1 protein-coding gene (running past one end of the window) is annotated in these 26,113 nt (G+C 41.8%); it reads right to left on the bottom strand.

Annotated elements, in window-relative coordinates:
* Window positions 1–26,113, bottom strand: the 5' portion of a protein-coding gene (locus Q4592_RS00675) for an Ig-like domain-containing protein (protein ID WP_303508516.1). The gene continues 12,227 nt to the left of window position 1, outside the view; 26,113 of the gene's 38,340 nt are visible here — the first part of the coding sequence; it begins with the start codon at window positions 26,111–26,113; its stop codon lies off the left edge, out of view.

Here is a 26,113-nt window from a genome sequence, read left to right as displayed (position 1 = left end):
ATTTAGTCACTAAAGTAAGCGCATTTCCGTTGATCGCATTGCGCGGAATACGCCAGCGGTAAGCGCCTTGAGATTGTAAATTAACTGCAGAGCCACCAATTTTCTGCTCAGCACTAAACACTGCAGTAGATAACTGTCCAAAAGGTTTTTGAGCAATACTTAGTTCTAATTCAACAGTATTAGGTAATTCAGTCACTGTTATCGTAGACAACAAAGACTCATCTTTAACGGCTATATGGCGCAAGAAGACTTTTGGTACCTCTTGAGTAGAATCAAGTAAATACATTGTTTGCGGCAACACCGCTATTTTTTCAGCTGCATGAGGAAGATACCCCAGCAATTCCTCTTTATGAGTGGCTAGCCATTGAGACTGCCCGTTTTCCAAGACATTAACCCAGCGTAACTCTCCATCTAAAACAACGTTTTTAATTTCTCCCGATAAGGATAGCGAATTGACAGGAACTAGCTGTCCATCACTCAGTAGTTGGTAGTTGTTCAGCTGGTTATTATGCCATGTACTGATTGCACTTTGATTAACAACAAAGTTTGACGCTTCCGCAGGCAGAGCGATTGAATACTCAACGCCTACAGCTGGAACTGGCAGTGTATTAACAGACAAGCGTCTTAGGCCAGTGGTAGATAACACCAATAAACTACGCCCATCACCTTTGGCTGAAAAAACGTTTTCTCCAGACACCGTGTGAGCGGCAACAGGAACTAATGTATCACCGTTATCAATGTAAGCGGATATAGCCTTACCTTGTTTAAACCATAATAAATCTTCGGTTATTGCTAAAAGTTCGCCTGCCACTGTAGACAACATAGTAGGCCCACTAGCAATACCATTACTTGTTACATCGTATCTAGAAAGGTGTATTTCAGCGCTATCACGAGAGACCACATACATACCATGTGTTCCCATTTTAATAGACTCCAACACGCCTTCAGCCGACTCAATTACCGTGGTTGAACCATTCGTAACTCTGTAACCACCAGCTCGATTATCAAACCCAATCACAAGGTCATTTCCGGAACTCATGCCTGGCAGGCCAACCATATCCACCACTGACTCAGTAGCTGAACTAGCCTTAACCAAAAGGTCCCAGTCATCAGTTACAAAATACGGAACTTTAGTCAATATTTGCAGTTCACGCTTCTCGTGGCCTGAGCGATCTCTTAACACCGAACTTATACTGAATTGCTCCCCAACATTTGAGACTTCAACAAACTGCGGGAACCCTATTGATAAGGTGCTCGCAGCAGATGCGTCTAAGGGGTCATTCAGTTCTATCAAAGACAACGGCGAGTAATCTGCCATATCATTAGGTTTTTGCGCTTCAACTTTCACTTGAGTACCAGTTAATACCCTTTGCGATGGTTGAACATCCAATGGCATGCTTTCCTCAATGCCATCATCATTGGCAACATTAAGGAAGGTGAACCCTTTAAGATTTGCTTTCTGAATCCGTGCTAACACCACCACATTTTCATCAATTGCAGGCATGTTGATCGTAACAAACTGCCTTTCATTGTCTGCTTCGTTGCGACTTACCTGCATTACAGGGTTATCTGATTCAATACCGCCGATGTCGAAATATACCTCTGCATCAAAAACATTTCTCAACAATACTTCAAATACAACAGGCTCACCCTCGCGGTAAGAAGTCCCATTGTCCGGTGACAAAAACGCCACTTTAGGTGCACCTTCTTCGGCATCGTATGGATACAGTGTAATGCTCTCGATAACACTCACATTCCCATTTGGATCGTAAGCACGAGCGTCTATCAGAATGCCGTCTTCTATATCTGTGCTGCTAGGAACAACACTATGTTTAGTAGGGTCCGTCAACGGTTGCCAAGCACCACTATTTTGGCGTACTTCTACTTTTTCAATTCCATATTTATCAAATGATTTGAGGATGACGTCGGTACGCTCATCTAGAGCAACAAACTCGCCATCGCCTGGCGACACAATCTCTATAGTTGGCGGTGTTCGGTCCAAATATAAGGTGTAATCTTGGTCAAATGTTTTGCTGGCACCAAATCCATAAGCCACATTCAGCCTAGCTTTGAATTCAACAGGTTTTACATCTGCACCTTCTGGTAATAAGTCCTTAATCTTGGGATTTAAAAACGACCCTTTTACCAAACCGGTAGCCAAGGAATAGTTGTTATAAACATTTACTGATGCACCATTTCTAATTTTGTCTACACCCATAGTGGTTGCACTAACCATATCTATATCGCCAAATAGGTCAAAATATAGTTCTGATCGTACAGACTCTTCAGGTTCAATCGGATTGGTGTAAAAGCTTTCTAACTCAATGAGAGGGTCGCGTAATGACGACCTAAAGCTCATCTGACTGCTATTTCCAGCACCATCAGAAGCAAGTAATCTAAGCTCTAGGTATTCATACTCTTCTTTTATCTGTTCAGCTATCTTCTGGTTATTTGTAGACTTCCATCCACTAGCAGCAGCTCCAAAAGCGTAGGATAAGCGATATTTGTAATTAGCTTCACCTTCATAGTTGTCTTCTGCGCTCACTAAAAATTGTTCAGTTCTGCCGCGGGTTAACAACATTCCTAAATCAACCAGTTCACCGTCGGATATGCGTTCTATACGCAATAACCTAGGTGCAAGCGTATCTTTTGCTACAAAATGTTCAAGATACACACCAGTGTCAATTTTACTGTCATTTGCAATATTTCCCGCTAAGTCTCGCAGACCATTGATAGCTATCCGGTACTCTGCGTTATGCTCCAAGAACCCTGACTTTAAGCGTAATTGAATAACGTTTTCGCTTAAAGTAATTAACTCAAAACGCTCAGATATATCTAAGTTTTCAGCATCACTGTAGTCTCGGAATTGCTTAATCACTGTGAAATGACTGGCGGTAACAGCTTCGCCAAATCGCATAGTTAGCGCTTGGTTATAGTTAAGCGAGTCAATATTTTCTAGTGTTGGGGCTGTATCATCTATAACGGTTAGCCACATGCTTTCGTCAGCATAAATAAGTTCACTTGTACTATTTCGTTTTATTACTACTTGATACTCGGTGCCTGCTTGTGCTTCTGGTGAATCCGCAATCACTAAATCGTCGCCAATCACTGAATAGGCTACCGATTGAAGATCATCAATACTCCAACCTAAGTTCAGAGGTAGTAAGAAAACCTCCAATTTACCTTTCAAGCCAAGCCCTTTAATCGTAATACTGTTACTACCAGAATCACTAAGTAAACTATTACCAGACAAATTACTTGTCGTTACACTGCTTAGCTCAATGGCTTGGCTCACAAGAACAGCCGCTGGTAAAGTAATTTGATCGGCATTATCGGCAAAACTCGCTGTAACCGAATAAATACCAGGCGCTCCAATAGCATGTGAAAAATTAATTTCTGTAGCATTTTGATTAACATTAAATGCATCAGATTGAAGACTATCGCCACCTATAAATAACTGCTCAACCTGATCCAAGCGCTCACCATACAGGGTATAGAAAGCGGTACGACTAGTAATTGAACCACTAGGTATAACGTGTGTTAAACGAGGTTCTAAATGGCTGAATGCTGGCTTAGTTGTTAGTGCCCAAGGTAAATCTATATTGACAGATGCACCATTGACCAACTGATTAGGTTGATTAAAGAGCGTTACCTTATACTCATCCCCTAGCTTATATTGGTCACCAAAAGTTTGAAAACGTAGCTCTTTTCCAACTAAAACCGTGCCGCCATCTACTATGTTATTACTATCGTTAGCAGAAACATCAATCAGTACCGATAACCAATCAATACCTTCCCCAGCAATAAGAGCAGATATCAGCTGATTTGAGTAACTCAATTGGTAAGGGTGTATTCCCCAAAAGTTATTTAACGGTAACGATAAATTCCAATAATTGTTGTCACTTACCCACTCAAGTAAGTTTCCTTGAATACTCCATTGCTCGGTCGATGAAAAATGGTCTACTTCTACAATTTTATTTAAAGCTAATTGAGAATTATGACTATCTAAATCATAAACAACCGTTCGTTCTGGCGCCGTTAAGCGAGCGATCAGTAATTCGCCAGATAAGCGTACTTGCTGCTGACTAAATATCACTTTACCTAAAGAAGCCAGTTGCGCATTCACATCAACCAGTTCCAACTCGCTATTTGAGCGAATTAGCAGCCGTTGTTGATCAAGGCTTATTTCTGTTGGGGCAATCACTGAGTGGTTAATTGATGTAACTTGTTCAATCGCCTCAATACTACGATGTTCTAAACGCCCAGGGTAAAGCAAGAAAACGCCTTGCTCATTAGCCACAGCATCAATGCCAGGAGCCCATGATATATGCTCTACTACATCGCCCTTAATGGGAGATATAACCGCTCCGCTCGTACTGAAGCCAAACCATACATCGTGCCATAAACCAATCTGCTCAAATGGATGGTTCTCATTATTAGCAAAATGAGACAGTAAGTCAGGTGAATAAGGATTAGATAAGCCCAAAATGTCAACTTGCAAAGACTTCTCACCATAGGCGAGCGCAATATATCCGTTACCTATTGCAGCGTCTTTAATAGTGTTGGCTACGGTACCTTTAGAAAGCAATTGTGGTACGTCTGATTCTAAGGTGCTTAAAAGCTTCCAACTTTTGTTACTGTAGCTAAGTAGCAAATCTCCGCTACGCACAAAACCATTCACTCCCGTTAAGCGATCTGTACCCTGCAACACTACGGAAATATCCCGATTAGTTACCTTATCCGCATCTGTGTCTTGATTACTTAATTCGATCAGTAACTCACCAAGAGTAAGCTCCGGTTGGCGGAATACAATGGTATGCGGGTCGATAAGCTGTACTTGGTCTGCAATTTGACCGTTAACACGCACAAGCGTTTTCTCACTAAAGCCTCTACCAGTAATGCCAACCCACTGGCTATCGCCGTATTGAAGGCGATGTTGATGACTATTAACTTGGCCATCATTCCAAACACCAACGCTATCAATATATGGGTCTGCAATATAGGTAAATGCGCCATTCATAACATTGACTAATTCACCATTTTTAACCCCTACACCAACGCTAAGGTTATCGTTAGGCGACTGCGACAAACTAGGTATTAAAACGCTTAACTCATTTTCATTGACCCAAGTAACATGTTCATTATCCAAATAATGATTAGCCACTAAAACTTGAGATTGGCTTGTGAAACCACTACCAACAATCGTGACAAGGTCCCCGCCACGCCACGAACCGAACGAAGGCATAACATCCGACAGCTGAGGCTTAACGCCGTCAGTAGCAATAAACCTGAATCGATAATCATTTGGTAAATGCATTCCATGAAGATCACGAACCGCCGACGACACAACAACCTGATACCGTTTGCCGGCCAACAAAGTTTGATGAGGAGTAAAACGTAAACGCGATCCATGAGCCACTACCTCATGAGATAAATCACCTGATACTTTCGCGCCATCAACATATAACTCAACAAGACTGTCGCCAAATTGACTCAAAAATTCTCGATCTAATATTCGGTTAAAATATAGGTCAATTGGTTCTTGGCTCGGCCACACTGATTCTGCTTCAGGGGAGTGTGAAGATATCTGCAAAATGTCATTTTCAATGGTACTTAGTCGTCCACCTAGATGATTTACACTTTCAGGACCAGCAATTGGATTTTCCGTTGGTTCGCCACTTAAATATGGGAACGAAGAACCTGCATAAATAGCCCTAGGGTGGAGGCTTATTGTTGTGGCATCACCAAGTACAGAAAAGTAATGCAGTAATGGTAAGGCATTAGAATACTGCCCACTTAACCAAGGTGAAACATCATATAGCTGTATATCCCCCTGACCCGCAGCCACATATAGCGTTTGCCCTTGTAACTGAAGTTCGCCAGCATTAACGGTTCCATTCTTAACTAAGTAAGCTAAGTTAATGCTATCTACAGCTGCAGCACCATCTATTCTATTCCGATCAAAAGCAACAACAGAGGCCCCTTTACCAGAACTCACCAACACCAAGTTGCCATGAACAACTAAATCTTCGGGTCTAAACCTAGTACCGCTGAGATCGGTTGTATTAAATTGAGAGACAAGTTGATACTGACCGCTACCAAGTTCTAGCTCAATAATCCTGCGGGAGTCAGTCATGGCTATCCACAAACTGTTATCGTGTTTAGCTAACTGATATGGCGTACCGCTAAGTACCGTCCGGTCAACTATAGCGATAGACCAAAGCGTTCTGTTGTCTTCACGCCTAAACACTTCAACACCTCCGCTATGGGAGACGTACACCAAGTTTTCGTCAGATAGAATATCTCGAACATTCCCATCCAATGGGTAACTATTCAACAATAAGGGATCTGTCGCTAATGTCACATCAAAGTGATATAAGGTTTTTCCGCCAGCTATAAACAAATCATTGTTACTCAGAGAAATAGATTCAAAACCTTTCGTTCCTAATCCCCCGCTTACATCAAACACATAGGGCTTAACTAAGTCACTAAAGCTTTTTTCAACAATAATCGGGCGAACCGGATCAGATACATCAGCCACCACTAAGCGCGCTACATTAGTGCGTAGTTTCTTACTTAATCGGCCCGATAAATTGTAAATATCATATTCACCACCAGTAATGGCATATATCACTTGTTCAGCCATTGCCATTCCAGACACTGGACTAGGTTTATCACTAGCTAAATCTACAGAACCAGAAGACACTCCAGTGTAAAAATAAGACTGATTAGCAATAGCAACTTCGTCTGGGAACTGTGCATTAGCAGCAGTAATATCACTATATCCAAAGTCTCCTGCGGGTACTTGTACGGACAAACGATGGCTATTAGCTATTTTTACATTGGCTGCAGGAACTCCTGAAAACCATACACTTGTGGAAGAACCAAAGCCTGCTCCGTAAACTTCAAGGTAATTGCCACCTTGAGGTGGTCCTTGCAGAGGATTCACATCTTGAATATCGATGGCTGGCATCACTACAACAGCACCAAACAAAGTAGCCGTTGCGTTGTTACGCGTAACCGATACTGGTAGAGAAACAATACTGCTTCCCAGCAATAAATTAGGTAGCTCAACAACTACACTTGAATCATCTAATCGTTGTAATGCATCTTCAGCCAAAACTACATCACCAATTTTGACCGAAATTTGTTCTACGTTGTCGCCAAAATGACGACCTTCTATACGTAACACCTCTCCAGCCACACCATGAATATAGTGTCCAAGAGTTTGGTTATCTTTAACCCGTACCACTGAATCAATTATCGGCTGAACTTGAACCAATTCGTACTGAAGGGTCACTACTTGCGACAAGGGTAAACCATATAAATTCAACAAGTCACTAGTTAGATTAATCTCAATCGTACCGCTATTTACGTCTCCAAAATCGACATCCGAAATGCTTATCATTCCACCACTAAGCGTGTTAACCGCTGCGATAGAGTACTTGTCAGCACTGAGCTCTTTACCATTCAAGCTCACAGCAATAGACGATTCAATATTAGATTCTTGAGTGTTTATAAGCTGATTAAAATAGATATTAAGCGATTCATTTTTACCTAACACACCGCCGTCATTTGGCGTTACCTGACTAACTATAAAGCTAGTATTAGGTAACTCACCTACTCCAGGCTGACTGCCGATAAGCGTACTACCATCAGAGATAGCAACTGCTCCACCACTAGATGCTGTTGGATACCAGCCACTATTTTCCCAACGGTTAGTTTGACTTAGTGCATAAACACCAACCATTGAATCCGTGGCAATGGTTAGCTGGCCATACTGCAAAGTGAAACTAGCATTAAGGTTTTCAATCGACAGCCCCTCTAAGATTTGCGAAGTGTAAATCCCTTTCTCTACATCACTAAAAACAACCAAAGACACCTCGTCGCCGCGTTTTAGCAATACATGCAATACACCATTATGCCACTGTACATCTAGGGGTTGACCCAGTAGGTCATTTTCACTAAACACTAGATTAGATAATCCTAAAGGAGGATCTAATCTAGGACTATTCAAATCAAAGAATCTTACGAAACCTAATCCAAATGGGTCGGCTACCGACAAGGCCAGCAGTTGGCTATTAGGATCGAAGGCGATACCTGTCGCCATGAATCCAGGAACAGGGAAAGTACTCATAAGTAGTGGTGAGCTCGGTTCAGTCACATCTACCGCTTGTAAACCATCACTAGCACTAGCGAGAAACACGGTGTTGCCAACCAAAACTAAGTCATTTACAGGCTGGTCTGTTGGTAGCTGTGACACACGCAATGGACGCGACGGAATGCTCAGATCATATATCTCTAAACCATGCTCCATCAGCGTTGTATTACTGTTGTTAGGCTTAGCGCCAGCCGAAATACCAACAAACAACAAATCACCGTAACGCTGCAAAGAACTGATTTGATGCGGCGGTACGTTAGGTAAATCAAACAAATCTGTAGAACGTTCGGTATAAGCCAAAGACCCTATAAGAGTAAGCTCTTCTTCTCTCTCTATATATACCTTGTAAACACCACCATTGAGCACGCCTGGAGAGCGAAACTGGAACTGGTTTAATGAAATAACATCATCTTCTAGCTCTTTTACCAATGCACCTTCTTGAGTATATTCTGTTCGAATATATTCGCCTTGAGGGCTTTCCAAAACAACGCGAGTACCAGGTAATATTGCCTTTGCAGAAGCTTTCACATTAATGAGATCGCCTCCTACCAAATCGATAGACTCGGGGCCTATGTCAAATTGGATGCCGTCAATACTTTCAGCCGTAACAATCGCGCCCAAGAACTCACTTTTCTGGCTACCATTAACTAGTTTTAAATGATGCTGGCCAATTGATAAAGGCAACATGCTCAAAGCATTTTCTGGAATTTCTAAGCGATTTTCACTCACCCATGAATAAGGTACTTCATATAAATCTACATAGAGTTTCAGTTTGTCACTAGCCACAAAGCCATCACCATTAATGACTACTGCCGCCTGAGAGTACTGGCGGTACGCCCCATTTTCCACAGCATGGATAGTTGGTTTCAATTCATCTTCATTAGCTGTTGAAAACGCCACGTTGTATTCTAACCATTGACCAGTACCACGAAGCGAACGAGCCCCCTCGATCATCAAGCTGTATTTTGTTGAAGGTTTACGGGGAAAAATAACCTTAAACGAAGCCGCTGCATTTTCTTGGGAATCAGCGGCATCTATAGTTACTGGAACAACGGTATTACTGCCGAGTTCGGTGACGGTGATACCCGTTTCTAAAGAATCTAAAGTTACCGCTTCGCTAAAGCCTATTTGTATTGAGTGATTACTCGCAATCACTTGCTCTGGTTGTATTGAAGATTCCGTTACAAAAACCTTATGTAGGTTAAAACTTTTTACTCCTCCACTCCCAGACGCACTAACAAGTCGGCCATTAAAATAATCAACATTAAGTACTAACTCATTGTTACCCGCAGAAATAACCTTGGGGTTCATTGGTTCACTAATGTCTACCATTACCACTCCAACTTGAGTAGCTACCGACAAAACGTTAGCAAAACGTGTTAAACCTACAGCACCGTAGCCTGTCGAGTTTGCTTGAGATTGTAATGAGCTATCAAGAGGCAAACGAACCCGCTCTTCTGGGCGCTCTATATGGAATACCTCAAGTCCTAAACGACCTATAGCTACAAATACGTAGTCACCATAAAACTCTAAATCAAATACGGTATTTTCAAACGACCAATTACGGCTTAGATAAGGATCGAAAAGGTTAGCAGCATTTATTTCATCACTTAAGCCATTCTGTCGCGCTGCTGCAGTGTCGCTTAACTGAAGTCCACATGTTATCCAATTGGCCGCGGCCCCAGAACGTTGACCAAATAACCAACCATTTTGATAATACAGGCTACCCGCAGGACGGAAACTTGTGTCTGATTCAATGTTAATCGGGTCATTCGCCGCCATAAAATTGGCTGTTAATACAGAACCCGCTGAAACCGAACCACTTAAAAAGCCACAAGGTGGTATTGGGTTATCAGGTAGGTAGTCATTATAGGTTGATGCAAATAAAGAGTTCCCGGATTGGAATAAACCACTAACAATTTTGCCTTGTTCAACATACAAATTCCCCTGACTTTGCAGGCTATTCATATCATCAAGATTTAACCAACTAATTCCGGCAGAACCGTTAGCGGTAAACAACACAGATTGATGACCAATTTGGCTCTTTTGTATAAATATAGAATCTGCAGATAAGGGAAGTTTATGCTCTTTGCTCCGCTCGAAAGCGCGTTTTTCATCTTCACTAAGTCTATCAAGATCCACCACGTTGGTGCTCAAGTCGCTCGCTTTAGATAACAAGCTTGAAGATAACAATGCCCTGTCTAAGTGCCGTTGTTGTAATACTCCCGCACCTATAGATCTTGCTCCCCCAACTAATTCAGGTTGATTGGCATTTTGTACGTCAAAGGTGCTCGCTAACCAAGAGAAAGACACTTCCTGCCCAGCAACACTCATAGAAGATTTAACATCGGTATAGTAACCAGAAGCCGCTAAAGCTATGCCACTCTTTTTGTCGACAAGAATATCTACAGGGCTTGTTTGTTGAGCAGTTGTTTCGCCTAACAATTCTAAGCCATAACCAAAACCCTTAGATGGTTGCAGCGTTGTTTGCTTACCATATCGATCTCTGGCTTCAAGCGCCGTTTTACCACTCACTCCTCGAGGAGTGGTCAGCATTAACTTACTACTTGATACAACTTCAACATTGCTTACAGGCGCGCCACCGATGCTCAGCGACAAGCTTTCGCTTACCGATGTGCCGGGTTCAAAACCGCTACCACTTACTGTAACTCTAGTTCCTCCAGATAACGGGCCCCATGCAGGAGTCAAACCACTTAAACTCAAGGTATTATCAACAATTAACGCGCCTGCCTGGCTAGCGCTAATGGTTATACCGTTAGTCTCTAGAGAAACAAACAAATCATAAATGCCTGCGTGCTCAAAACCCTCGCTTGTTACCGTGATGATGCTGACTAAAGCGTTATCTTCGCTACGTTGTACGCCTTCTACTTTTAGCTCTTTTCCACCAATGAAAACCTGTAATCCTTCTGTCGATAAAGGAATACCACGAGCTGAAATAGTTAACACAACCGGTGTATTAACAGAAGCGTGATTCGGTACTAACGAATAGAGCTCTATCGGCTCAACAAGTTGTTGAGAAACAACGAATTCACGTTTTATAGATTGCTTTAGTTCATACAGGATTTTACTGGCTTCGACTCCCCCTACAATGATCGGTTTCGCTGCAGTTAATCCTTCTCGAACAGATAGTTCCAGGCTATCGCCGGTTCTTAATTGCTCTGGCGCAACGAGGTTAATAATTGCATCATTATTAACAATTTCAATGTCATAAGGAACTGGAGCATTGTTGCCATCAAACAAGCTAAAGAACTGTTCGTTTCCTGGAACTAAATCTATGGCCTTGTTAAAACGAAAGCGTATATCTGCTTGTGCAACTGAATCAAGTTCAACAATCCCATTAGACGGATCAACGCTGCTTAGTTTTAAAACAACGTCCGGAGCTGCTTGAATCCACCCTCTTCCGCCACTCACTACAGAATAAGGAGTCGTGACTAAGGTTTTAGCCTGCCCATTATTTGCAAAGCTATCTATAACAATAGGGGTTGCAGGAACAGTGACATCAATAACAACTACACCTGATTTTTCTGTTACTGCGTAAACAAAATCTCCTGAGATAGCAATGTCATAAACGTGACCGAGAGTATTCACTCGATTAACTACAACTGGGTTTTGTAAGTCGCTAATATCCACAATCACCATGCCTGAATCACCAGCGGCAAGATAGGCGTATTGGTTATGGGAAAATACTCTAGAAGCCGGAATATCTAGACTAGATAATACAGAAATGCCGTTCTCGCTGGTTGAATCGAGTATATAAAACCCGCCCTGATTACTGATTTCAGGGCTTAATAAACGTTGGTCATCAAAATCGTAATCACCAGCCACTACAATGTACGCCGAGCCATTTTGATCGGCTTGTAGCATTTCTAGATCCAAAGCAGGTAACTGATGAGTCAATGGGCTAGTACTCACTAAATACGCTTTAGTATCTAAATTAACATCCGCAATTCCCATTCCTTGCTCAGCTAAAGCCAATAGCAAGCGATTATCTTGATGCTTAATCGCCTTGGCAAAACGAGCATCTAACGGCAGCGAACGTATAATTACAGAATCTGATAAATCCTCGGTATCCACACCAACAATAAATAAACGTGCATCACGTGGGGACGAGCCAGAAAATTTGGCGGCGCTGACATAAATTCGTTTACTATTTCGACTAAATGAAGCGGCTACGCCTAGTGCTCGATAGCCACTAGGTAATGCTATACGCCCAACCACACGGTCATCAATTTCGTCACCATCGTTATCAATACGTTCTAACAAGTCATCTGGATTGCTAATATTATCCACATCAGACGTATACGTAGACGCGTCGATATTCGTAATGAGTACGCCTTCGCTGCCCGCAGCAGCAATAACATAAGTGTTCGTAGGGTCCATAATCATTTGGTAGATGCGACCAGACGTTGTATCAATAAACATGTTGGCAGCTTGCTGATATACAAAGGCTTTAGTCAAAGTAGCGGTTTGCTGATCATTATTAACCACCGTTACATCATGGTTTCCTAGTTGACCAGGAGGAGTAATTAACTCAATACGCTCTGGACTTAGCACCTTAAAGCTTTCTACTTCAGCGTCTCCAATCCAAATTCTGGTCCCTCCTTCGCTAACAAAGCCGGTACCGTCTAAAATGACTACAGACCCGCCGTTAACACTCCCCATTTCCGGCAAAATACTATTTAAATTAAGGGGCTCGACATAGCGAACGGCTCCCAACAATTTATCTAAACGACCATCGGCAACTTCAAGCTCTAATGACGCAACTCCGGCAGCATGGGGCGGAGCAGTAACATTGTAAGAATGTAAATTACCGTCTGAAGCGATCGGTTCAACACCAGCTATTTCGTCGCCAACCCTAATTATTGGGTTCTCAGCAAACGCGGTATGAACAACAAATTGGCCACCACTGGTAACAATGACTGCTTGCTCAACACCTTTAATTTTCGGCGCTTCGCCTAATAGGTTCGCAGTAGAAAAACGTAATTCATAGTTTACTAAGCCTTCACTGCGACGACTGCCTAATTCAGGTTTTATAGTAACGGTATAGCTAGCGCCTGCATCAAAATGCATAAGCGGAGTGATAAGCAATCGATTTGCTTTAGACGGATCAATGCTAGCCTCAAAATTAAGATCTAAGCCAGTGTCTGTTCCGTCGTCTTTAGTTAGCGCCACATAACGAGATAAATATGTGCTTGCACTCTCGTTCGCTGGAATATTTAAATTATGGTTAAAATCAAATTCGATCCTAGTATCTACGGCAATAAGTTGGGCATTTTGGGCTGGATAATGACTAACAATATCACTAACGTAAGTGTCTACAAGCTGCAAGCGAGAGGTATAACCGATTTCACAACTGCTTGAACCATTTGTAACTTCTTCTACATATGAAACTACATAAACGCCATCGTCGGTAAGATGCTGAACACCGTAAGGCAAATGGCTAACACCGCCGTAGTTACCTTGAACACGACAAGCATTTAAATTTGAATCTAAATGAAGGGCATCTAAAACAGATATGTTAGATGGCCTACTCGTATCTAATAGGTTAAATTCGTAGCTATTACCAGCTAAAGACCTAAGCTGTGCAACTGACGTATAAGTAGTACTCATACCGGAAAGCATAGGCTTCAATGGAAAGCCATTGTCAGTATAATGGCCTAAGTAACTCAAGTTGGTATTGCCGTTAAACTCGATGATACCCGCGCCGCTTTTCACAGCCCTTAGGTCATCACCACTACTTGCTACAACAAGTTTATTGCTATCCCCTTGTCCCCCTATTTTCTGTGTATTGTCGCCCTCAAATAAGCGCGCTGACATTTGAGGCGCCGACGGCCGTGACAGATCAAAATCAATCAGATAGTGCTTAGTTTTTACTTTGGCATTAACAACTAACTTTTCCCCTACAACTGCAAAATCTTGAATAGACAATTTTTGCAATACACCACCAATAGTTGCACTGCTTATACGTTGAACCAAACTCGGCCTAACAGGATCTGCCAAGCTAAATAACACAATTTCAGTGTCTTCAACTAAACCGACTAAGAGCTTGTCTACCACTTGCATTTTCTTAGGTGCATGCTCACTTGGAATAGGTAAAGAAAACAAAATATCTCTGTTTTTACTCTCTTGCCCTAACTCCGAAGGCAGTCTAGTTTCACGGTCATACACTAAGATCCAATTTCGATTTTTATAAGGCGTATTAATAAATGGAATATCGAAACCATTGGCAGATACATAAAGATGCTGATCGGCGAGAACCATTGAGCGAGGCCATACGTCTTTAGGTAGATCGTAATAGCCTAAGCCGTGCATAGGGGCTGCATTCTCTAAGTGATTAGAATCATAGTGAACCAAAGACAACCAACCCGGTAAAATGAAACTATTAAACTCGGCACTGCTTGCTAAAGCACTATGTTCAGGGCCATTTAATGCGGGGATGGGTAGCCCCAAAACATACAAAAGCCCTAGTTCACTATCAGACTCTAATCCAATAATTCGGCCAGTTGGTAATTTGGTCACATCTGGAGCATTAAGTGGTGGCAACCCCTCTAATGCTCTAGCAATATCCTTCTTAATCGATTCAATTGTCGGTTTTTTTGCCGTTTGCAGCGTTCTATTAACAGACAAACCACCAAAAAACACAGCTTTGGCATGGTAAGCGACTTGCCCAGTAATTGAGTCAACAAGCTCTAAGTCAACGTAGGTTCTCGTTGGTAGGTCTAAGTTCGGAACTACCCACTCTAAGCGTTCTGCACTATGTAACACCAGCGCATCATTGTTTACTGTTGTCTTATAAGCCTTATTAGTGTCACCGTTTACATAAATATTCAGGCTCAACGACTCACTAAAACCGTAACCAGTTATAGTGACTCGCTCTCCCGCTCCTAGTTGTTTAACGTTTACAACCCCCGGAGTGACCGCGTTAATCTGTAATACATCTAAATAAGTAAAGCCACCAATAATGGTATCTGATAAACCTGCAGAATTTTCAACATGAACCGCTGATGGCCCTGCGTAATTAGGAGGTGACAGCAAGGTTAACCGGCTAAGACCATCAAGTTCTTCGATTGACGAAATAACCGCAGCTTGATGACCAAAGGTTATCGACGGCTCAAGTCCTAAATCAAGTACATCTATGGTAACCAGTTCGCCACCACGAATACTACCTTGTGAAGGTTGGATTGCAGTAATCGTTGGAGCGTTTAAAGAGCCCGCAGGAGACGTATCAAACTCCCAAACGTAATCATTTGCCAACGAATAACCCGTTAGCGGCTGTAAACCCGACTTAACTACCACGGTATAAATGGTTCCAGGTAGCAGTTCTTTATTAGCGGTAATTTGTAAAGCGGTGTGACTATCAACTTCACGCTCAACAAATGCAATAGCAAACTGCTCGCTTACATCTTCGCCAAGTTGATAGTTACCCTCATCGTTTTTAAGTACCTCGCCACTATAGATACTAACGAACTGGGTAAAATCTTGTTCAGGATGCAATGGTGCAGAAAATTCAACTAAGAGAGATGAACTAGCGGTACTCACTTGATGTTGATTCTGACTTGGAGACGTTGCAACAACCGTGAGTTCAGACAGTTCAACCCTAGCAATACCTTGCATACCACTGGCGACTTGTATCGCGCCACCAGCTAAAGTTAAATCTCGAGCAACATATCCATTTTTACCTGCCTCACGGTTCAACATAGCCGGTATAGATGCGTCTGTACCTAATTGAGCTAAGGTTGCTATGTCGAAAATCTGTAGAACTGTTTGGCTAGGCTTGTCTTCTTGATCTAAGTACTGGGTCGTGACGTAAGCTTGATTACCTACTACTGATATGTCATAAGCACCCGTTGCCCTTAAATCTTCTCGTTCGGCCTTTAGTGGAGTCGATTGAATAAAGCTAGGATTATAGGGGTCGCTAATGTCTATCACTGTAAATTGAGAGACTTTGCCATCGCCTGCCATTTCCGCAATAAATGCTTTAGTCCCTACAATTTCGACTCGATTAGCAATACCAAGCGTATCTATCGTTGCAATAATAGGCATTGATGGATCCGCAATATCGGCAATAACTAAACCTTGGTGAGAAGCGGCAATAAACGCAAAGTGACCTTCAATTTTCACATCACGAGCAAAGCCATCAGGCTTAATAAATCCAATTCGCCTAGGAGCACTTAGCTGACTTAGATCAATTACTTGAACGCCACCGTAGCCATTAGCCACAAAGGCTAAACCGTCTTTTCTATCTAAACCAAATACTTGAGAATAAGGTAAGGAATAGCGTCCTTCCAACAGGTAAGGTAAGCCAAACTGTCCATCCCCGTTACGAATAGAGAAAACGAGTAACTCACCATCTTCACCACCCGCATACTTTGCGCCGGTTTCAGGGTTTATATCTATCTCTTGCTGTAGTAAACGCGTAAAAGAACTTGGAGAATGGGAGTTATTTACATCAACGACACCATGTTTAGACGCCAGAACAAAATTGGCGTCGGCATGTACTTCACTAATAACACCTTCAAAGTACTCTGAAGCCCCATTTAATAATTCGGAGTAAACAAAACGCTCACCGAGCTCATTATCTTCTGCCACAAATTCAGCTAAGAACAGGCCCGAACAAGCACCACAAGAATCACTTGATTTGTAGTCCGAGACAAAAGCTATACCTTGCTCAGCAACTAGGGGGTCAACGGTACTCCAACTACCAATAACCGCGCCCCTTCGCTCTAGTGAACTAAACTGTTGAACGGCATTATAATAAATGTCTTTAGCGGCTGATTCTTGGCCAAGCGAAGGCATAAAGTAAGTCTGACTAGTTAAGCCTAAGCCTATCTCATGGCTGGTTTCAGTGATAACTTCATGGTTAGGCGTAATCACTTTCACTACAACTCTAACTCTTTCGTTTCTATTCCTTTGGCGCGTTAATACATTGCCATCGGCAATTTCTGTCCAATAAACATAGCTATGTTGTTCGGGTTGGCTAAGCGCAATATTTGGTCGTTCAGCATCGTCATCGTTTCTAAACAGCTGAACATTTTGACTTGCTATTTCAAGCCACTCCCCTGCCTCAGACTGATACTCACGCACGAGGAGGGCCAATACTGTTCTATTTGAATCTACTCCAATATCTGAAACAGCCGTAGCAATAGTTAGCACTTCAGATTGAGTGAGAATATCACCATCAATCGGATGCAAAATTTCCAGAACAGGCTTAACAGTGTCTTCTAAAATACCTACATGTATTGACTGTGATTTACTTGATTGATTTAAGTGATCGTACGCGACAGCTTGTAAAACAAAGCCTTTAGCTCCTTCTGGTGGAACAAGGTCTAGTTGATACTGACCGAACTGACCAAGACCACCAGAATTAACTGAAATACTCTCAAAAACTGTTTCAACTAAAGAGCCGTTAACATAAAAATCTACTCGGTCAACGCCATCAACCCCCATATCATCGGATACTTCAGCGACGACCGATAGTACTTGCCCCTCAATCACTGAAGCAAGATCATTACTCGGTTGAATAATCTTTACTGTAGGCGGCTGATCAGCCTGTATGTTTAACACCGCAGGTAACGATAACTCTGAAGAATTACCATCAACATCTTCTGCAATAGCTCTATACGCTAATTTTTTACCTACAAGATCCTGGGGCACCGTTATGTGGAACTGGTAAGGTGCCAAGCCATCAGTACCAATTAGCTGGTAATCGGCGGAAACTCCATCAACAACATCTATTGCTTGATACAAGCTAACTCGTTCAACGCCAGCTTCCAAATCAGAGGCTGCGACACGAACGACAAGATCTCTACCTTCGGTAACCGAGCCGCCATTTTGCGCAACAACTGCACCTTTAGCATCAAGAAATGAAATTTCGTCAACCACAGGCGGTTGGTTTTTAATAAGCTGAATACTTCTCTCTAATGAAGTTTTATTCCCGGCACCATCACTCGCGGTGACTTTGAGCATTACAGGAAGGTTATTCAATGCTGAAGAATGAGCTGAAACGTAATCATCAATTTTTCTTAGAGCGACTTTACCACTCCATGGCGCGCCCAATAGCACTTTAGTTTGCACCAGTTCATGTTGAGAGAATGTCCCGTTTAAGTCACTATCAACCAACAAGTCTACGCTGACATTAGCCACTTTAACGTTGTCTTTTACAATAAAGCTAAACGGTAGATGTCTATTTTCTGCCACCGTAGAGCCAATAACCGGATCAACAATAGTTAACTCAGGCCCTTGGTTATCTTGTTCAACAATAACCCGTGTAGAATTAGTGGTCTGAACGGAGCGAGGCTCTCCATTTGAACGCAATTCAGTAACAACAGCACTTAAAGTTAAATCTTGACCAGCTTGACCAAAAGGCACGTTCAAATAGAACTCATAAGGCGCTTTAGCCGCAACAAACGTTTTATCTCCAGTTAATAAGCCCGTCACAGAGAGTGATACCCTATCAACAGCGACATCGTCGACAGCGTTCACTTGTATCAGTAGGTTTTCACCCTCGGTCATCACTGTATTATTTGTAGGAGCTGCAATCACTATTGTTGGTGGCTTATCTTCAACCAACTGAATTGCAATACGTTCATTAGCAATATGCTTGTCTAAATCACCGTATTTCGCACCATAAGTATCTAATGCTTCTATTTCGATGATGAGCGTATTGTTATCCGCATCTTTACTATCAAATACAGGTAGTTCTAGCGCAAAATTGTAAGGAGGTTTTTTATTTTTGAAATCTAAAAGTACTTGGTCGCCACGGCGAACTTTTGCGGAAACGGAATCAATACCAACATCGTCAAAAGCGTTCACTTGAATATCGAGAAAACTACCTTCAACTTGTCTCGAGCCATCAAGTGGATTCTGGATATCAATGACTGGCCGTTCATCAATTTTAATCGGTAGACTAAATTCTCGAGTGGAGGTATTACCAGACGCATCAACCGCCTTAACTTTAACCCAGTAATCAAACCTAGCAGTTTCTATATCATTAATATTGCTGAATAAATTAACGATTTCAGATAACCGTTCTACGTGCAATAATTGAGAATAAACTGGCGTATCAATATTACTCGTTGTAGTAGGGTCACTATCAACATTGGGTATAGAACTTACTCGCCTTACCGATTCGAAACTATCAAGTTTTTGATAGGCGAAACCAGGCTCCCATAAACCATAACCTACCTCAATTTCCATACTAGAAACTTTGACGTTATCGTAAGCCCGCCATTGCAAATTAAAGTCACTATGCTCAGTCGCTGCAAACCCTAATTCAGGTGATATTACTGCTATTTCAGGGTTAATCTCATCAACAGCAACAATAATGTCCAAGCTATGTTTTGCAATCGCATTGTCGCTATCAGTAACTGTTGTTGTTAATTCAATATTACTATTTTTTTGATATACCGTTTCTGGAACTTGTAACAGAAAAGTTTTAGTAATCAGATTTGGGCTTTTTTTCGTAGCATATTGCTCGGCAACCGCTACAGAATACTTTCGTTCATATTCATCGTAGAGCTGCGCAATCGCTTCATTTATTTGCGCGTCTTTAACATCTACACCATTGTTAGATTTGATGGTAGAAAGTAGCTGACCATTAGCAAAGACTTGGATTGTTGAGTCACTTAATAGCCTATCGTCAGTCGCTAACACCCCTACCTTAATCTGGAAAGTACCATTTACAATAAACTGATCGGCAGCGGGACTAACTATGCGTATCTCTGGCGCAATATTGGCAAGCGGATGCACAATAAATTTACGCTCCGTAACTTGTCCTAAACCATCTTTTACTTTTAGCAGATACTCTGTTGGCTCTGTTTGCAAAAAGTCTAATTCCAGCTGAGTGTTAACATTTCTTTCTGGATAAGCAGGACAAACAACCGGGAATGTTTTGAGGTACTCTTCAACAAGCGTTCCATCTCGAGCCACACGATATAAAGACAATTGACTAATTTCTGTATCGTCTGAAGCATTAAACGCTAGCGAAAAATTTTCGCCTGTGCGTAACCAAAACTCGGCATACTCTAAAACTGCAGGATCGGTAATAATTTTTTGATATTTGTTATTAACCTTATAAGAGGACAGCTTTGTCAGCTTAAGAAGCGGCGCCCTATTCTCAATAACTGGCAAACTAATGTCTTGAGAGCTCAATTTACCAGAATGGTCCTCTACTACAGCGGTCAAATTTAATGCGCTACCTGGCAAAATATCTTTAACCCAATACTGGAACTCAAAATTTTCGGTTTGCGGCCAAGTCGCTACTTTTGAATACAGGCCCTGATTATCGAATAAAGCTAACGATTTAATCCCCGCATTGTCATTGGCTTTTAACTTAACAGAGAGTCGTTGACCATCAATGAGCTCAGATTCAACCGTTGGAGATACTATAGAAACAGTTGGGTCTAATTCGTCAGTCTTTAAGTCTAATGACAAAGAAGCTGAAGGCACTAATTCGCCGCGTAAATGTGAACGCCAATCGATAGCAAAGGCAAACAAAGATAAACGGCGATTAGTTGCAACAAAAGGAATAAGCCAAGTATTTTGAGTATTCTGAGCGAGCTTAGTAATTCTTTCAGCCCCCTTAATAAGCAACAAACTCTCACCGTTAATCGAATGATGGTCGCTTAGCCTAACTTGTAATTGATTTGCAGACCTAGCGCTATGAGCTTTGTCACCAAGGGTATAAGGGCCAGATTTAGAAAGGAAATCTATTCTAAAAGATTTCAAATAAAAGCTATTTTCTACGCCATTTATGATTGGCTCAATATCAATATAAGGACTATTTGAAGGAAGCCACTTTGAAAATATTAACTTACCGTTATCATCAGCCAGTTGTTCTGCTGTGAGCAGAATAGTAGTAGGCTCTACTTGACAGATAGAGGCTTCTGAATAACGTATTTTATAGGTGACATTAGCATTGTCTACTAATAGGCGAAGAGACGAATTCGCACTAAACTGTTCAGGATAGGCAACAAATTTTTGGTCCTTAAACACTGCATAACGTTTGTCATCTAACTCTAAATAAGCATTTAAACTACCGTGTTCAGGATAGCTAGATTGTATAGTCCAGCGTTGTTTACCTGCAACCAACTCTGTTTGACTGGTAAATAAGCGAGGTACCAGCACATCTTCAGCATTTAAGTTGCTCCAAACGCTTGAAAAATAAGAGCTCGTTTCACTATCAATATAGTCATCTTGTACCGAAAAACGCGTACGAACTAAATCACCATCCGTCCAGTTTCTTTCCGGTAACTGCTCGACTAGCGTTACAACAGGCGGCATATCAGGCATTAAGGTCACGTTATGAGAAAGCGCAGTAACATTGCCTGACGTATCCGTAACCTCTATCTTAAGTGCTAAATCTTTGCCATCCTCAGTTACCGGCTCCAAATTGCTAAGATCGTAAATAGCATCTTTAGTCAGCGTAACCTTAGCGTCTTTAACATTAGTAGCACTCATAAGCTCGATGACTTCGTCTGCTACCAATACCACTTTGTAACTTTCTATAGCAACGTTATCTTGTAACTCAGCGACAAAGTTCAATGGCTGCCCCTCTACAAGGGTATTCAATGGTTCTAATACTCGAATAGTGGGAGAAACTTGATCATCTTTAATAGTTAACTTAACGGTATTAGACACTACTTGATTAGCACCTTGATCAAGTGCTTTTACTGCGAAAGTGAAGTGTTTACCATTGCCATAATCACCAATATTATTCGGTAGTCTCAATCTAGCATTAAAGTCTGAATGGAAATGTTCAGCAATAACGGTAGAACCAAATGAGTTGTCATTGCTAACCGTAATTTGCTCAATTCTGTCCTTTCTCGCCAAACTTTCCCATTCAATATCTACCTTTTCTCCTTCACTATCGAGTAACACCACATCAATAGAAGCAATATACCTTTCATCACTAGCAATACCGGAAACATCAAAGGCTTGAGTAGGTAGTAGTTCCAAATCTGAATTAGGTTGCGACAAAACAATGGTGGGAGAAATGGTGTCTTCAAAGTACCTAAGTTCGAGTACATGCGTAGTATTTAAACCATGTGTATCAACTGCTCGTATCGATAAATTGGTATCGTTCGCTAAATGGGGAATACGGGTAAATGCTGAGAAATATCCACCAGAGTTTACTATCTCTTTAAGCTTGTCACCTTCAAACAGTTCAAATACCTTCTCTTTACCAAGCTCGGTAGCAATGAACTCTACACGTGCAAGGCCTAGATCATCAGTAATTAAAGCAGCGATATTAAGTGCTTCGCCTTCCGTTACGCCTAAGCCTGAAGCTGGCTGACGTATTGATATGATCGGCGCTTGGTTTTTAGTCGTGTCAAATACCCATTCAGCAGAGCTTGAATTGCCATATCTGTCGTTAGCTTGCAAGTTAACATTAATCGTCTCTTCATCAGCAATACTTATGGTTTGCGATAAAGTGAACTTAGGTTCAAAGTCGTTAATTGAGTAATCATGATGTACGCCATTTACAGTAATTCTAGCGTCAGCAAGCCCAGAAATGTCTTTCAAGATCACTTCGAGGGGGTATTCTTTGTTACGTACTAACTCTTCGCCTAACTTAGGGGTCACTAAGGCGATGTTTGGACCTTCTTCATCAGGAACAATGCCCAACTCGAGCACTTTTACCGCGGATACCTGACCAATCTGATCCCAGGCACTTACTCTAACCTCAAATGACTGAGATTCATTTTCAACTGCAAATTCAGACAACAATAAACTATCAGAAATAGATAAATCAGGCCCAGGAATAAGCCCAGATGAGTGGTCAAAGCGTCGCAACGCGATACGTTTGTTATCAACCCAATACTCCAGCTCTGCACCAACAATTGAACGGTCGTCTTTTGCTAAAAAGCTTAAATTAACGAGGTCATTAGCTTGATATGAGCTGTGACTGCTCACTATCTCAACTATTTCAGGTGCTTTGTCTTCATATACTGCAACCCATAACTCCACAATAGAGCTATTTCCTGTCTTATCCCACGCCGTAATAGAAATAGGATAACTATCAAATTCAGAACTAGACTTGCCTAAAAACTGCGGCGCTCGGATCATTTTTAAGGCTGAAAAAGCATTAACCGCCCCAGGAATTGACTGAGGTTTAAATTCGTCACCTGCAATTTTCGAATCGAGTGAACCAGATAACACATAATCATTACCGACTTTAACAACACCGGCAAGCTCAAGCTTACTTACACCAACATTGTCAAACCCTGTCGCTTTAAGGACAAACTCTGCATCTTCAATAACAGTGGCGTAATCTCTACCGAGTTCTAACAGACTTACTTGAGGTGAAGCTAGGTTAACAACAGGTGCTTCCTCATCAAATCCTAAGGTAACATTGACAACTGCACTATCGCTTTTTTGGCCTTTATTATCTGTAGCAATAGCCGATAAGGTAAGTTTCTGAGCTATAGAAATATTGTCAGGGGTGTTATAAGTCGCGGCATAAGGCGCAGATGAATCACTCGCGACTAGTCTTCCGTTAACAAAAAAATCTACCTGGCTAACAGCGATATCATCTGCTGCATCCGCTCTAATCTGTAGAGGTAAACCCGCAGTAACCACATACCCTTCACTAGGGCTGGTTATCGCTACGGTCGGTGCAAAATCTTGTTTTACCGGTACCTTTACAATAGCGCTAGACACCAGTTTCTGGTGATAATCTCTCACTTTGGCCTGTATTTCTATATCACTATAAATAAGTTCAGGATCAATAAGATACTGAAATGATACACGTTCAGTTTGCAGCGCTTTGCCAGCATGATTGTTTTTGTCGATTAACACTTGAGAATCAAACAATTCTCCATTAACAAAAAGAGAAACATCCGTACCAGCAAATAAGGTGTCATCTTGTACGGCAACCTCTATAGGTAACAATTGCCCTGCAGTAACTGAACTTCCCGAAGTAGGCGTATTAATTGATATAGTAGGCTGCTGATTTTTAACAATAGTAATCAACCGAGAGTTACTACGAAACACGGCATTATTATCAGCATACACATTCATATAAACACTAACATTTCGCTCATTCGTTGAAACATTAGGCAATTGATAGTTAACCGACCACACCTCAAATAACTGGTCTTCACCCATCAAGTTTTTACGCTGCTCAACCGCGGGGAAATTGGCGCTCCCGACCAATTCGCCATCAAAATAAAGCTCTGTTTTAATAATACCCGTTTGATTAACTATTTCAGGCAAAGTACCCAATAAACTGCTGATACTGGCATGAACTTCAGTATTTTCAACCCATATAGAACCATCTTGTGGGTTTTCAAAATCAAAGCTAGGCGCTTCAGCTTGAGGCTCCGCGACTAATTTAACCTGTGATACAACCGAGCTATTTTTTTGACCCGCACTATCTGTAGCAGTGGCCAAGATCTCGAAGCTTCGCCCCACAAAACTATCGTCTAATGGAAGTGTTAACTCATAAGGAGGATTAAACACCTCCCCCATTACAACTCCATCAACAATAAAAGCGACGTTGAGTATACCTACATCATCAATTGCATCGGCTTTTAACACTAAGGTAGAAGGCAACGCTAGCTGATTAGGCACATCGATGCTGATTTTAGGAAGAGCATCTACTGCCGCTACATCAACGCTGCCTTTAATATTCGGAAGAGCCTCTAAATAAAACGACACCGCTGCGGGATGATCACTCATAATCGCTGAGTGAGCTTGCAACTGTTTAGCGCTGCCTAATTGTAAGAGTGATTTATAGGCATCAGGTACATTGAAAACAACCTTCCAACCACCCGGTATTAAGGTACTAGAGCCATCGGAATAATGACCCAGTAGGCTTGGCAAAGTGTGAGGTTGATTTAATGAAGGTAATACCCAAGCTTTACCACTTTCATAGCCCACGTAAGAGAGACGCTCAAGAGTTTTAGAATAATCTACATCTACCAATACTTTTGTGTCGTCTAAGCCGGGGTAGCTTACAGTTATTGTTACCGGGTCACCATTTGTCTCTGCCAGAGGATAAACCACCCCTGCAGACGTAACCGCCACTAAATCTGGATCACTGGACTCATATTTAACTCCCCTACCTAAACCAGCCATACTCACCGGGCCGCGAAATTCAAAAGTAACAATGGGGTTTAGAGCCACAGTTTGTAAAGGATCCGTCACTTGAATTTTTTCAGATTCAAGCACTAAAGACAGCACATCCTCTTTAATACTGTTACCAGTTGATACTAACTTTGAAAGGGATTGTTGGTTCCCAGAAGCGTCAATAGCAATCGCATCAACCAAAATAACCACATCGCTAGCAATGGCAGCATTACTTAGTGAGCCGCTTACAGGGAGTGTTAAGCTAAACAATTCTTGGTTATTTTTCACTGGAACGAGCGCTACCGTACCTTCCGTTTTGGCAAAAGAGCGTTTACGAGCTTCAGTAATAACACCACCAGCTTCGCGAATATCAGATGCTCTTAACGCAATAGCGTTAACTTCTACTCCAGAAAGATCCGTGTCATCACTGGCGTTAAAAGTAACCGTTAAATACTGTTGATTATCAAGGACCGAAATTGAAGCGTTTTCCACGCTTAATGAAGGAGAGTTCTGTTCATAAGCAAATTGCTCATTATGAATAGTTTCTTGCTCGTCAAGCCTTACCACCTTTACTGATGGAGAGTACTTATCTGCGCCACTCAAGGTAAAACTGATTTGGCAACGACCACTGGCGTCGCTCCAGGAGCTGATATCCTTACTCGAGAATGTATAACGTTGATTTACACTGCCCGCTTCCAGAAAAGCAATTGTAGAACACTCGCTGATAACAGCTACATAACTGTTTTGTTCACGACTATCAGATAGGGGAAAAGAGGATCTAATATCAACTTCGGCCCGAGTAAAGCCAGACACCAAAACTAATAATAAACAAATAAATCGCAAATGCTTGCGGTTATACAT

The organism is Agarivorans sp. 1_MG-2023 (genome assembly GCF_030548385.1).
Taxonomy (GTDB): domain Bacteria; phylum Pseudomonadota; class Gammaproteobacteria; order Enterobacterales; family Celerinatantimonadaceae; genus Agarivorans.
This window is presented reverse-complemented; position numbering and strand designations above follow the sequence as displayed.